Genomic DNA, 12,995 nt, shown 5'->3' with positions numbered 1-12,995 from the left:
GCTAGGATATACCCAAAGCCTTGAGATCGCGGAGCGCCGTCTTCGCGATCTCGTCTATCGTTCCGTCGATGTCGACGGTGACGACACCCGGTTCGCCGGTCGGGATTTCGAGCGTTGCCAGCTGGTTTTCAAGCAGGGAGAGCGGCATGAAGTGGCCCTTGCGGGCGCCCATGCGTGCGGTCAACAGCTCCCTGGAGCCGTGCAGATAGACGAAGAACAGATTGCCATCGACGGCGGCGCGCAGGCGGTCGCGGTAGCTTTTCTTCAGTGCCGAGCAGGAAACGACGATGCCCTCGTTGCGGTCGAGCGCGGCTTTCATGGTCTGGCCGATGATATCGAGCCAGGGCATGCGATCCTCGTCGGTGAGTGGGGTGCCCTTCGACATCTTCTCGACGTTCGAGGCCGGATGCAGGGCGTCGCCTTCGGCGAATTCGACGGCAAGGGCTTTTGCTACGGCCTCGCCCACGGACGACTTGCCACAGCCGCTGACCCCCATGACGATGATGGCATGGGGGCGCGTGTTTTGTGCTGACATTCCAGAAATTCTCCTCACCTCGGCATGATCCGCCGTGTCAGGAGACCCAAGATTACGACGCGATGGCCGCATTCTTGCGGGCGAGACGTGCCCTGATGGTGTCGACATCGGCGCGCGGCGTCGCCGCGAACAATGTCTTGGTATAGCTGTGCTGCGGGTCGTTGAAAACCTGATCCCGCGATCCGTATTCGACAGCCTCGCCGTAATACATGACCATGACGTCATCGGCCATGTAGCGGACGACCGAGAGGTCGTGGCTGATGAAGACGTAGGTCAGGTTCAGCTCGTCCTGTAGGTCGGCGAGCAGGTTCAGCACCTGTGCCTGCACCGAAAGGTCGAGCGCCGAAACCGGCTCGTCCAGCACCAGAAGCCGTGGCTTCAGCATCAGCGCGCGGGCAATCGCGATACGCTGGCGCTGGCCGCCGGAGAACATGTGCGGATAGCGGTTGAAATGGACGTCCTGCAGGCCAACCTTCTTCAACATCGACATCGCCAGTTCGCGGCGTTCGGCAGCGGGCGTGTTGGTGTTGATGATCAGCGGCTCCATCAGGATATCGCCGATCTTCTTGCGCGGGTTCAGCGAACCATAGGGGTTCTGGAACACGATCTGCACCTTGCGGCGCATCTCGGGCGTCAGGTCGCCGGCTGCAATATCCACCTTCTTGCCGTCGATGAAGAGTTCGCCGTCGCTTGCCGGATCGATCATGGTGATGATGCGGGCGAGCGTGGACTTGCCGCAGCCGCTTTCACCGACGATGGCGAGCGTCTTGCCCTGTTCCACCTTGAAGTTCACGCCCTTGACGGCGTGGACGGTCTTTTCTTTCTTGAACAGGCCGCCCGGCAGAAAGTAGTTGCGGACGATGTTCTTGCCTTCGAGGACTGGCGTCATTGGGCCGCTCCCTCACTCGTCTGTTTGAAGATCTCGCCGATGGTCGGCAGGCGGTCGCCGGTGGCGTTGTCGGGCAGAGCCGCGAGCAGCGCGCGGGTGTAGTCGCTCTTCGGGGCTTCGAACAGCGACAGCACGTCGGCCTCCTCCATCTTGCGGCCCTTGTACTGCACGATCACGCGATCGGCGGTCTCGGCGACCACGCCCATGTTGTGGGTGATCATGATGAGACCCATGCCGTGTTCCGTCTGCAGGCGCATCAGGAGATCAAGGATCTGCTTCTGGATCGTGACGTCGAGCGCGGTGGTCGGCTCGTCGGCGATCAGGAGCTTCGGGTTGCAGGCGATCGCAATGGCGATCATCACGCGCTGGCACTGGCCACCCGACATCTGGTGCGGGAAGTGGCCGAGGCGTTCGGCGGGGTTCGGAATGCCGACGGCTTCGAAGAGCTCGATGGCGCGCTTGCGGCGCTCCGCCTTGCCGAGGCCAAGGTGAATGCGCAGCACTTCCTCGATCTGGAAGCCGACCGTGAAGCACGGGTTGAGGCTGGCGATCGGCTCCTGGAAGATCATCGACATGTCCTTGCCGATGATCTTGCGGCGCTCACTGCCCGACATGCCGAGCAGGTTGCGACCGTCGAAGACCAGCTTGTCGGCGGTGACCTTCGCGGTCCAAGGCAGAAGGCCCATGGCGGCAAGCATGGAGACGGACTTGCCGGAGCCGGATTCGCCGACGATGGCCAGAACTTCGCCGGCCGAGACCTTCATCGACACGCCATCGACGGCGCGGAAGGTGCCGGTCGAGGTCTGGAACTCGACGACGAGATTTTCGATTTCGAGAAGTGCCATATCAGGACCTCTTCAGTTTGGGATCGAGCGCATCGCGCAGACCGTCGCCCATCAGGTTGATGGCGAGAACGGTGATGAGGATGCACAGGCCCGGGAAAGTGACAAGCGACGGCGAGCTCTGGAAGAACTCACGGGCGTCGGCGAGCATCGTGCCCCATTCGGATGTCGGCGGCTGGGCGCCCATGCCGAGGAAGCCGAGGGCCGCCGCGTCGAGGATCGCCGCCGAGAAGGCCAGCGTTGCCTGAACGATGAGCGGTGCCAGGCAGTTCGGCAGGATCGTCTTGAACATCAAGCGAAGCGTGCCGGCGCCGGCGACGCGGGAGGCCACGACATATTCCTTCTCGCGCTCGCTGATGACGGCGGCGCGGGTCAGGCGGACGAAGTGCGGCTGGTTGACGATCGAGATCGCGATCATGGCGTTCAACAGACCGGGGCCCAGAACGGCGACCAGCACGAGGGCCAGAAGCAGCGACGGGAAGGCCAGGATGATATCCATGACGCGCATGATGATCGTATCGGTGCGGCCGCGGAAATAACCGGCGATGAGGCCGAGCAGGACGCCGGCGACAGCCGACAGCGAGGCGACGACGAGGCCGATGAACAGCGAGAAGCGCGTGCCGAAGATCAGACGCGAAAGCATGTCGCGACCGACCGCATCGGTGCCGAGCAGATAGGCGCTGTTGCCGCCTTCCGACCATGCCGGCGGCAGGCGCTGGAAGCCCGACGGCACGTTCGGATCATGCGGGGCGACGACGGATGCGAAGATCGCCAGCAGGAGAACGAAGACGAAGACGACGAGGCCGATGACCGCGCCCTTGTTGCGGGAGAAGTAGTACCAGAACTCCGAGAGACCGGAGGGCTGGGCAGACGTTGTGTTTGTCGTGCTCATGGGCCGCTCCTAGTGTCTGATGCGTGGGTTGATGAGACCGTACATGAGATCGACGATCAGATTGACGAGCATGATGATGGCCGCGATCAGGAGCAGACCGCCCTGGACCACGGTGTAATCACGCTTGAAGACCGCATCGACCATCCACTTGCCGATACCCGGCCAGGAGAAGATGGTTTCCGTCAGGATGGCGCCGCCAAGCAGAACGCCGACCTGCAGGCCGATCGAGGTGACAACAGGGATCATGGCGTTGCGCAGCGCATGCACGCCGACGACGCGCAGGGGCGCGAGGCCCTTGGAGCGGGCGGTGCGGACGTAATCCTCGCCGAGAACCTCGAGCATGGCCGAGCGGGTCTGACGGGCGATGACGGCCAGCGGGATAGTGCCGAGAACGATGGTCGGCAAGATCAGTGACTGGAAGGCCGACTTGAAGGCGCCGGCCTGACCGGACAGCAGACTGTCGATCAGCATGAAGCCGGTGACCGGCTTGAAGAAGTACATCAGCGAGATACGGCCGGAGACGGGGGTCCAGTGCAGCGTATTCGAGAAGAGAACGATGAGAAGCAGGCCCCACCAGAAGATCGGCATCGAATAGCCGACAAGGGCCACGCCCATGACCCCCTGGTCGAACCACGTCCCTCTCTTCACGGCGGCGAAGATACCGGCGGGAATGCCGAGGATGATGGCGAACAGGATGGCACAGAGCGACAGCTCCAGCGTGGCCGGAAACAGCGACATGAATTCCTGCAGGACCGGACGCTTGGTGACGATCGACGAACCGAGATCGCCCTGCACGAGATTACCGAGGTAATCGATGTACTGGACGTAGACGGGCCGGTCGAGGCCGAGGTCGTGCATGATTTCGGCATGGCGTTCCGGCGCCATGACACGCTCGCCCGACATCAGCATGACCGGATCTCCGGGCAGCAGGCGGATGAACGCGAAGGCGATGATGGAAACACCGAGGAAGGTGGGGATCAGGACCGCTAGGCGCCCGATGAAAAAACGAAACATATCATATGTCCATATTAGTCCGGCGGTCAGGTATCAAACCTGACCGCCGGCCAAGCCCGATCTTGTCGGGCATATTTGCATAGTTTTGGTTATTCGGCGATATCAACGCCGTCGAAGCGGTGAACACCGACCGGATCCTGCACGTAGCCGGAAACCTTGGCGTTCATCGGAACGAATTCCGTCGAATGGTCGATGGTTGCCCAGGGAGCTTCCTTCTTGAAGACAACCTGTGCTTCTTCGTAGAGCTTCGTGCGCTCAGCAACGTCGGAGGTCTTCTTGGCCTTCTTCACGAGGGCGTCGAATTCCTTGTTGCACCACTGCGCGCGGTTGTTGCCGCCGACGGCTTCGCAGCCGAGCAGCGTGTCGAGGAAGTTGTCCGGATCACCATTGTCACCCGTCCAGCCGAGGATGGCAGCGCCATCGCGCTTAACGTCCTTGGAGAGCTTCAGGTATTCGGCCCATTCGTGGGTGACGATCTCGACCTTGACGCCGACCTTTGCGAGGTCAGCCTGCATCAGCTCGGCGGCGCGACGTGCGTTCAGCATGTACGGACGCGAAACCGGCATTGCCCAGATCTTCATCGAGAGATCCTTGACGCCAGCGGCTTCAAGCATCTTCTTGGCTTCGTCGGGGCTGTAGGCATCGTCCTTGACGGCGTCGTTGTAGGACCACATCGTCGGCGGGATCGGGTTCTTGGCAACCTGGCCAGCGCCCTGGAACACGGCGTCGACGATCGCCTGCTTGTTGATCGCCATGTTGAGCGCCTTGCGCACTTCAGGCTTGTCGAACGGCGCCTGCTGCGTGTTGTAGGCGAGGTAGGAAACGTTCAGGCCCGGCTGTTCCAGAACCTTGAGGCTGGAATCGGCCTTCAGATCCTTGACATCAGCTGCGTTCGGGTAAGGCATGATGTGGCATTCGCCGGCCTTGAGCTTCTGAGCGCGAACCGAAGCGTCAGGGGTGATCGCGAAAACGAGATCGTCGATCTTTTCCTTGCCCTTGAAGTAGGTTTCGTTGGCCTTGTAGCGGATGACGGCATCCGGCTGGTAGGCGACGAAGGTGAACGGACCGGTGCCGAGCGGCATCTGGTTCATCTGCTCCATCTTGCCATCGGCCTGCAGCTTGTCAGCATATTCCTTGGAAACGACCGATGCGAAGTCCATCGCGAGGTCGGCGAGGAACGGTGCTTCCGGATGGTTCAGCGTGAACTTGACGGTCAGGTCATCGACCTTTTCGACCGACTTGATCAGATCCGGGAAGCCCATGCCGGCAGCGTATTCGTAGGAAACGCCGGCGACGTACTTGGCCCAGGGGCTGTCGGCCTTCAGCTGGCGGTCGAACGAGAAGACGACGTCGTCAGCGTTCAGGTCGCGGGTCGGCGTGAAGAATTCGGTGGTCTGGAACTTGACGCCCGGATGCAGCTTGAACGTATAGGTCAGGCCGTCATCGGAAACGGTCCAGCTGTCGGCAAGGCCCGGCTCGACTTCGGTCTTGCCATGCTTGAACTCAACCAGGCGGCTGTAGACGGTACGCGAAGAAGCGTCGAAGGTGGTGCCAGCCGTGTAGATTGCGGGATCGAAGCCTTCCGGCGATCCTTCCGAGCAATATACAAGCGTCTTGGACCAAGCGGTCGACGCCATGGCCGAAGCCAAAACGGTCGCTGCCAGAAGGACAGAGATCTTTTTCATGATTTCGTTTCCCAGGTTTGTTCTTTTATACGTTTGTCTGATCGCAGAGCGCTCCTCCCGATCGTGCGCCGATGGAACGACATTTGATTGTTTAAATCAACGACCGGGCCGGAAAATTTTTCCAGCTGGACAACTTTAGTAATTTTACGCCGAAAATGGGCCGCATTTAGCAATATTCACGCTGGATAACCCTTGTTTTGGTCACATTTAATGTTGCGCATATCAATGGTAGTGCAAATACCGAGCTTCGGGCCAAGCGCTTTCAATGGGAATCCAGAAACGAAACAACCGCAGCCACGATCCGTGACTGCGGTTGCGAAGAATAACGCGACGCTACCTCAGGCAGCCGGCGCGACAGCCCGTGGCTTCGGGTGATGATGATCCTCAAGGCCGAGCAGGAAGTTGATCTGCGGGCGGGCCTTGACCAGATCGTCGATCGAATACTGCGTCAGCACATCGAAGAAGGCGTTGAGTGCCTTGCGCAGCGCCGAGTTGAGGCCGCAGCTATCGACCAGCGGGCAATCGACTTCGCCATCATCCTCGAAGCACTCGGCCATGGCGAAGCTGTCTTCGGTGACGCGGACGACGTCGAAAAGGCTGATCTTGTCTGCCGGCTTGCCCAGACGCACACCACCGTTTCGGCCACGCACGGTCTCGACGAGGCCAGCCTTGTTCAGCGGCTGCAGGATCTTGAACAGAAAGAGCTCGGAAACGCCGTATGCCTTAGCAATTTCGGGAATCCGGCTGAGACTGCCTTCATTGGCAGCGCAGTACATCAACATGCGAACAGCATAGTTGGTCTGCTTGGTCAAACGCATGCCGATCTCCAGATTCGTTCTCGTTAGGCACCGTATATAATGCCTTTGATAGTTTTGAACAATTCCAAAATAGAAAAAGATGAAAAAATGAATCACGTTATAAAAGCGCGCTGCGCGCGGCCCTGAACGAAAACGGGCTCCTCGCGGAGCCCGTATCCAAAGCCTAACTTTAACAATCACTTATTTCATGACTGGCATGGAGAATTCGGCGCCGTCCTTGATGCCGGAGGGCCAGCGTGTGGTGATGGTCTTGGTTTTCGTCCAAAACTTGATCGAGTCCGTGCCGTGCTGGTTGAGGTCGCCGAAGGACGATGCCTTCCAGCCGCCGAAGGAATGATAAGCAAGCGGGGTGGGGATCGGAACGTTGATGCCGATCATGCCGATGTTGATGCGGCTGGCGAAGTCGCGGGCGGCGTCACCGTCACGGGTGAAGATCGCAACGCCGTTGCCGTATTCGTGCTTCATCGGCAGGTCGATGGCTTCCTCGTAGTTCTTGGCGCGAACGACGGAGAGAACCGGCCCGAAGATTTCCTGCTTGTAGATATCCATGTCAGGCGTGACGTGATCGAACAGCGTGCCGCCGACGAAGTAGCCGCCCTCATAACCCTGCAGCTTGAAGCCGCGGCCATCGACGACGAGCTTGCCGCCCTCTTCCACACCCTTGTCGATCAGGCTGCTGATACGGGCCTGGGCTTCCTTGGTGACAACAGGGCCGAGATCGGCCTTCTCGTCGGTGTAAGGACCGATGCGCAGCGCCTCGATCTTCGGCGTCAGCTTCTCGACCAAGCGGTTGGCGGTTTCTTCACCAACAGGGACAGCAACGGAGATCGCCATGCAGCGCTCGCCGGCGGAACCGTAGCCTGCGCCCATCAGCGCGTTGACGGCCTGGTCCATGTCGGCGTCGGGCATGATGATCATGTGGTTCTTGGCGCCGCCGAAGCACTGCGCGCGCTTGCCGTTCATGGCAGCCGTGCCATAGACATAACGGGCGATCGGGGTCGAGCCGACGAAGGAGACGGCGCCGATATCCGGGTCCGTCAGGATCGCGTCGACAGCGGTCTTGTCACCGTTGACGACGTTGAGGATGCCCGCCGGAAGGCCGGCTTCGATCATCAGTTCGGCGAGGCGCATCGGCACGGACGGATCGCGCTCGGAGGGCTTCAGGATGAAGGCGTTGCCACAGGCGATCGCGGGCGCGAACATCCACATCGGGATCATGGCCGGGAAGTTGAACGGGGTGATGCCGGCGCCGATGCCGACGGCCTGGCGCATCGAATACATGTCGATCGCCGGGCCAGCGCCCTCGGTGAACTCGCCCTTCTGCAGGTGCGGAATGCCGCAGACGAATTCGCAGACTTCGAGACCGCGGACGATGTCACCCTTGGAGTCTTCAACCGTCTTGCCGTGCTCCTTGGAGAGCATGACGGCAAGCTCGTCCATGTGCTTGTTCAGCAGCTCGACGAACTTGAAGAAGACGCGGGCGCGGCGCTGCGGGTTGGTGGCTGCCCATTTCGGCTGCGCGGCCTTGGCGTTTTCGACGGCGGCGCGCATCTCCTCGTTGCTGGCGAGCGCTACGGTCGCCTGAACTTCGCCCGTTGCCGGGTTGTACACATTGCTCGCGCGGCCGCTCGAGCCAACGACGTGTCTGCCGCCGATGAAATGACCAATCTCATGCATGGGTGTGCCTCCTCTGGGTTTCACAGTCTTTATTGGATGAGCCAGCATCGCACTTCAATTTGCACAAATCAATGAACAGGTTTAAGCAACCGTTGTGCAAAAATTAAAGCCGGAGGCCGATTTGGACTGGGATGATGTGCGAATGTTCCTGGCCGTGGCCCGCACCGGACAAATCCTTTCGGCTTCCAAGCGGCTGGGTGTCAACCACGCCACGCTGAGCCGCCGGGTGACGACGCTGGAGGAGCGGCTGAAGACCCGGCTGCTTGTTCGCCGCACCAATGGCTGCGACCTGACGGCGGAAGGCGAGATGTTTCTGCACGCAGCCGAACGCATGGAGACGGAGATGCTGAGGGCGCAGGCGAGCCTCGGCCATCTCGACAGCAGCATTGCGGGAACGGTTCGGATCGGCGCGCCTGACGGATTCGGCGTCGCGTTTCTGGCGCCACGGCTGGGCCGGCTGATCAAGCGACACCCGGAGCTCCGGATACAGCTGGTGCCGGTGCCCCGCTCCTTCTCGCTGTCGCAGCGCGAGGCGGATATCGCAATCACGCTCGAGCGGCCGGAACAGGGGCGGCTCGTCTCCTCGAAGCTGACCGATTACACGCTCGGGCTCTACGCCTCGAAAGACTACCTCGAAGCAAACGGCACGCCTGACGATATCGAGGCCCTGAAGGAGCATCCCCGGATCGGCTATGTCGAGGATCTGATCTTCACCGCGTCGCTGAATTTCTCATCGGCAGTGATGCGCAGTTGGGACGCCGGCTTCGAGATTTCGACCGCGACCGGGCAGACGGAAGCCGTTCGCTCCGGTGCCGGCATCGGCATCCTGCACGATTACATTGCCCGGCAGTATCCCGAACTGATCCGCATCCTGCCCGATGTTTCGATCGAGCGCGCCTACTGGACGACCTATCATGAGAGCGCACGCGACCTTCTGCGCGTGCGCACCGTCGTCGATTTCCTGCAGGAACTGGTGTCGGCCGACAGGCAGATGTTCCTGTAGCCACGCCGGCACGTCTTAAGCGTGCTTTGGTGGCTCGTCGTTCTCATCGGGGTTCGGATTGGGCAGTTCGTCGGGCAAGCTGTCGGGCTCCGGCTCGTGGATCGGAGGCTGCGGCGCCCAATCGGGTCCCGGCATCGGCGGTGTGCCGGGCAAGGGTTCGTTTGGCACGGACATGATCCGCTCCTTTCTCATATGGCTTGGGTGCCCCAATTTAGCTCTGGGCGGTTTCGCCTGCGCGCATCGGCATGGCATCGATGATGGTGAAAAGCTCGGCTGCCGTCATCGGCTGGTCGATCGTTAGCTTCACCGTTCCGTCCTTGCCGACAAGGACGGCCATGAATTCTCCCGGCGGCGGGGCGGCGAGATCATTCGAAAGCGCCTTGGCGTCCAAATCCTTCACGGCACCGAACAGCGGGCGAACGGTGTTTCCGACGACCTTGAGCACGACCAAGTCGCGTTCCTCTAACCCCGGCCGGTCTGCCATCAGCTGGTTTTCCTGGCGAGCGGTTCGGGCATTGTCCTTGTCGGGAAAGATCACGACGACGCGGTTCTCCCAGTGAAACTGCGCAAGGCTTGGGATGACCGCCTTGTCGAGGCCGTTCTCCGGTCGTTCGGTTGTGCCATGGGTTTCCGGCATAGACGCGCTCCTTTGATAGGAGGAGAACGTGTGCTGATGGCGGGAGTTCCATGGCCGGCCGGAAGGGCCGGGAAAGCTTGGTGATCAGCCGCGCCAGGACCGGCGCAATTGCCATATGCTGCCGAAGAGCAAGAAGAAGAGCGGCACGCTTCCATAGGACAGGTGAAATCCGGCAAGCGGCACCACCGCAAGACCGCCCTCGCCCGCCGTCACCGGAAGATGAACCCATCCGATCATGTAGACGGCGCGGGAGACGGCAACCGCCACCATGATCAATCCAGCAAGATCGATGAAGCGCATATGCTCGCGCATGGAGCGCGTGAAGACGCCGAAGAAACCGACGGCATAGGTCAAAAGCAACAGATAAGTGGCCGCGCCGAGCAGGCTGACATCATGCAGCAGGATATCGTCGGTCGTCTCCGAGAAATTGGTATCCAGAATGGGAAGCACGACGGCCAGAGCCGAAGACAACAGCAGCATGCCGCGTTCCAAGAGTTCGCCGCCATCGACCAAGCGGTCGCCGATGCGAAATGCACGTCGTTCCATGATGCCATCCCCACGATACCGTCCGGCCGCTGCTCAACATGATGTAGCGCCCGGAAGAACATTCGCCCTCAGGTTGCTAATCTATCCTATATGGGGGGAGGTAAAACTACCTCTGGCATCGGCCCGTCCCTGAGGTTCGGGCGGTACGGTTAATGAACCGCTAAGTGAGGATGCGAGGCGGCAGGACCGGCGAAAAGCCGCCGGTCCCGCAAGAACAACTGGATTATTCCAGGCCGAGCGAAGCAAGCGGCAGCTGCAGTGCAGCGGCGATGCGCTTGATCTTGGCGGAATCCGTATCTTCGCCGCTTTCGATTTCCTCGATTTCAGCGACGAGCAAACCACACGTCACGGCGAGATCGTCAACGCTATAGCCAATGGTCTCACGTGCGGTTCTCAGAACAGCGCCTGCGTTGACCGGAGGGATTGGCTGGGCGTTGGATTTATCCAGATTGCTGAGCGAAATGGACATATAAGTCTCCTTCTAAAATCACTCTGAATTAACCCCCGGCGGGAAAATGGCATTCTCGTTCACATTTTGCAACGCAATATAACGCAGGGGGCGCGGGGCATGGCGATGATATTGATTAGCAACACCTTTTATACAAGGGTGACTCACGAAAAATACCTGTCCGGCGCGCCGACCGGCCTTTGATAGGCCATATCAGGCACAGCTTGGAGAGGCGGACGACTCGCCAGAACGCTCGATTTTGTCTGCGCGGAGCATGTTGCAGAGCGTCATTCGCAGGCGTAAAATCACGCTATCGGCGCCTGCGGTGAGGTCGCCTCAATGCGACCATTGTTTGATCCCGGCAAGCGCCCGTTTGGAGCGCGTATGGCCATGTTCACGAGGGACCGCAGAGACGCTGACCGGGATATCGAGAGCTACACTCCGCTATGCCGATCGCATGGCGGCGCGGAGGTTCTGGCGCTTCTGCCCGATCCGGTGACCGCCCGGCTCTGCCTCGACCTTGCCGAGGATGCGGCGCATGCCATCCATGGCTCCATGGCCGCCGCCCATATCGGATCGGAGCCGATGACGCTCGTCTTCTCGCCTGAGGAGATCGATCTGATACAGTTGCGCGATCACGCCGAGGGCTCGTCGCGGCAGCGTTTCGAGCAGGTGGGCCGTGCATTCGCCACCTGGCGCCGGCGCCACTCGCAGCGACGCACGGTTTTTCTCGACGATTGCCGCGGCGACGTCGCCCGCTGCGTCGCCACCGAATGCGCGGCGAGCGAACTCGTGGTGACATCGAGGCACGGCAACGCCGATGCGCGCGACGCCTTTCGCAGCGTCGTGTTCAGCCAGCACAAACTGGTCCTGATGCCGCCCCCCCGCGACTACTACCAGGGCAATCTGTTCGGCCATGTGGTAATCGGCTGGAGACAACAGGGACACGCCGAAGAAACGCTGATCGCCGCCAAACGCTGGCTTGCGGCCGCCAAACGGATCACGCTGGTCTGTATCGACGACACCGACGGCAAGGCCGAGAGGAGCGCCGAGGCGATGCTTGCCCGCCTCGCGCTTCAAGGCCAGGTGGTGGCGATAGCGTCAAATGGCCGTTCGATCGGCGAAGCGATCGTGGAATTCGCCAAGACGGAGAAAGCAACCTGCCTGCTGATCGGCGCCTTCAAGCACGGATATCTTCTGGAACTGCTCTTCGGCCGGATCACCCGCTATGTGCTCTCGCACGCGACCATGCCCGTGATGATGAAGCATTGAGGCGATGTCTCGAGGGAGACGAAAGCCGGATAGTTATCTCATTATAGTGGAGGGGATGGTACGGTTGGGGGGTCTCGAACCTCCGACCTCAGGTGCCACAAACCTGCGCTCTAACCAACTGAGCTACAACCGCACAAACGTCGCTTGGCGCGACGGGGGTGACATACGGGGACTTGAAATTTAATTCAAGCCCTATCTGTCCTTAATATACAAAAAGGCTGGACGAGGGGTCCAGCCTTTTCGTTAGTCTGTCATAAAAATCAGGCAGCCTTGAAAGAGGCCATGACCTTTTCAGCGGCTTCCTTCGAAGGCTTGGCAACCTTTTCGGCTACCAGCTTGGAGGTTTCCTGCATGGCCTTGGCCTGTTCGATCGTCAGTTCCGCCTGCTTGCGCAGGAAGGAGGTCTGCAGTTCGAAGAATTCGGCGACGGACTTGACCGAGAGGAGCGCATCCATGTGGGTCAGCGAGTTCTCGGCATTGGTGCGCAGGGCGCCAATCGCCTGATGGCCGATTTCGGCAGCGCCGGCCTGGGCCGTCTGCACGGTGGATTCGAGCGTCTTGCTGGCTTCTTCGCCGGCTGCCTTCATCTTGGCATAGGCGTCGCGCGACTGCTGCGAGCCCTTTTCGGCGAAATCGCGAAACGAGTCAGCGAACTTCGCGGGGTCAAAAGAGGAGATAGAAAATACGTCTTCCATTTTCGCCATTGGTGTTTGCTCCTTTTGTCTCGGCATCGTGAA

Annotated in this window: 15 protein-coding genes and 1 tRNA gene; 2 read left to right on the top strand and 14 right to left on the bottom strand. The window is 60.5% G+C overall.

The features are described from left to right. Position 1: 1 nt before the first annotated feature. From ACVTFQ_RS01735 to ACVTFQ_RS01700, 8 genes are all read right to left on the bottom strand, one after another. Entirely contained in the window at positions 2–535 is a 534-nt protein-coding gene (locus ACVTFQ_RS01735; RefSeq protein WP_111561741.1) for a gluconokinase, read from the bottom strand. 52 nt (positions 536–587) lie between these two features. Beyond that, entirely contained in the window at positions 588–1,424 is an 837-nt protein-coding gene (locus ACVTFQ_RS01730) for a dipeptide ABC transporter ATP-binding protein (RefSeq protein WP_018898504.1), read from the bottom strand. Beyond that, positions 1,421–2,269: an ABC transporter ATP-binding protein gene (locus tag ACVTFQ_RS01725; RefSeq protein WP_081931800.1), complete on the bottom strand. Its 849-nt coding sequence runs from the start codon at positions 2,267–2,269 to the stop codon at positions 1,421–1,423. Before ACVTFQ_RS01725 ends, ACVTFQ_RS01730 begins: the two co-directional genes overlap by 4 nt. A 1-nt stretch (position 2,270) precedes the next feature. After that, positions 2,271–3,158 carry an ABC transporter permease subunit gene (locus ACVTFQ_RS01720; protein WP_018898502.1) on the bottom strand — a complete coding sequence of 296 codons (888 nt, stop codon included), beginning with the start codon at positions 3,156–3,158 and terminating at the stop codon, positions 2,271–2,273. Positions 3,159–3,167: 9 nt separating this feature from the next. Next, positions 3,168–4,172: an ABC transporter permease subunit gene (locus tag ACVTFQ_RS01715; RefSeq protein ID WP_018898501.1), complete on the bottom strand. Its 1,005-nt coding sequence runs from the start codon at positions 4,170–4,172 to the stop codon at positions 3,168–3,170. 89 nt (positions 4,173–4,261) lie between these two features. Beyond that, complete coding sequence (locus tag ACVTFQ_RS01710) at positions 4,262–5,857, bottom strand: ABC transporter substrate-binding protein (protein WP_047508290.1); 1,596 nt, start codon at positions 5,855–5,857, stop codon at positions 4,262–4,264. Positions 5,858–6,195: 338 nt separating this feature from the next. Next, entirely contained in the window at positions 6,196–6,675 is a 480-nt protein-coding gene (gene rirA / locus ACVTFQ_RS01705; protein WP_047508293.1) for an iron-responsive transcriptional regulator RirA, read from the bottom strand. A 180-nt stretch (positions 6,676–6,855) separates the two neighbouring features. Then, positions 6,856–8,352, bottom strand: a complete 1,497-nt coding sequence (locus ACVTFQ_RS01700) for a CoA-acylating methylmalonate-semialdehyde dehydrogenase (protein ID WP_111561740.1) — start codon at positions 8,350–8,352, stop codon at positions 6,856–6,858. Positions 8,353–8,473: 121 nt separating this feature from the next. Between ACVTFQ_RS01700 and ACVTFQ_RS01695 the strand changes: the two genes are divergently transcribed. Beyond that, on the top strand, positions 8,474–9,355 hold the full coding sequence (locus tag ACVTFQ_RS01695) for a LysR family transcriptional regulator (RefSeq protein ID WP_111561739.1): 882 nt from the start codon (positions 8,474–8,476) through the stop codon (positions 9,353–9,355). Positions 9,356–9,370: 15 nt separating this feature from the next. Here ACVTFQ_RS01695 and ACVTFQ_RS01690 read toward each other — a convergent pair whose 3' ends face one another. The 4 genes from ACVTFQ_RS01690 to ACVTFQ_RS01675 all read right to left on the bottom strand — a co-directional run bounded on the left by ACVTFQ_RS01690 (position 9,371) and on the right by ACVTFQ_RS01675 (position 11,007). Then, positions 9,371–9,529, bottom strand: coding sequence for a hypothetical protein (locus ACVTFQ_RS01690; protein WP_018898496.1), 159 nt, complete (start codon positions 9,527–9,529; stop codon positions 9,371–9,373). Positions 9,530–9,566: 37 nt separating this feature from the next. Further along, positions 9,567–9,992, bottom strand: coding sequence for a DUF4174 domain-containing protein (locus tag ACVTFQ_RS01685; protein WP_112435980.1), 426 nt, complete (start codon positions 9,990–9,992; stop codon positions 9,567–9,569). A gap of 84 nt (positions 9,993–10,076) precedes the next feature. Continuing rightward, positions 10,077–10,538, bottom strand: coding sequence for a hypothetical protein (locus ACVTFQ_RS01680; protein ID WP_111561737.1), 462 nt, complete (start codon positions 10,536–10,538; stop codon positions 10,077–10,079). 223 nt (positions 10,539–10,761) lie between these two features. Beyond that, positions 10,762–11,007 carry a helix-turn-helix domain-containing protein gene (locus ACVTFQ_RS01675; RefSeq protein ID WP_047508304.1) on the bottom strand — a complete coding sequence of 82 codons (246 nt, stop codon included), beginning with the start codon at positions 11,005–11,007 and terminating at the stop codon, positions 10,762–10,764. Between the two features lie 369 nt (positions 11,008–11,376). On the opposite strand from ACVTFQ_RS01675, the gene ACVTFQ_RS01670 reads away from it, so the two are divergent. Then, on the top strand, positions 11,377–12,258 hold the full coding sequence (locus ACVTFQ_RS01670; protein ID WP_470423661.1) for a universal stress protein: 882 nt from the start codon (positions 11,377–11,379) through the stop codon (positions 12,256–12,258). Positions 12,259–12,314: 56 nt separating this feature from the next. Here the strand turns inward: ACVTFQ_RS01670 and ACVTFQ_RS01665 are convergent. Together ACVTFQ_RS01665 and ACVTFQ_RS01660 are read right to left on the bottom strand one after the other, a co-directional pair. Next, a tRNA-His gene (locus ACVTFQ_RS01665) sits at positions 12,315–12,391 on the bottom strand. A gap of 127 nt (positions 12,392–12,518) precedes the next feature. After that, positions 12,519–12,962 carry a phasin gene (locus tag ACVTFQ_RS01660; RefSeq protein WP_018898489.1) on the bottom strand — a complete coding sequence of 148 codons (444 nt, stop codon included), beginning with the start codon at positions 12,960–12,962 and terminating at the stop codon, positions 12,519–12,521. Positions 12,963–12,995: the final 33 nt, after the last annotated feature.

The organism is Rhizobium sp. O111, from assembly GCF_055616315.1.
The sequence above is the reverse complement of the archived record's forward strand: the minus strand, read 5'-3'. Positions and strand labels throughout refer to the sequence as shown.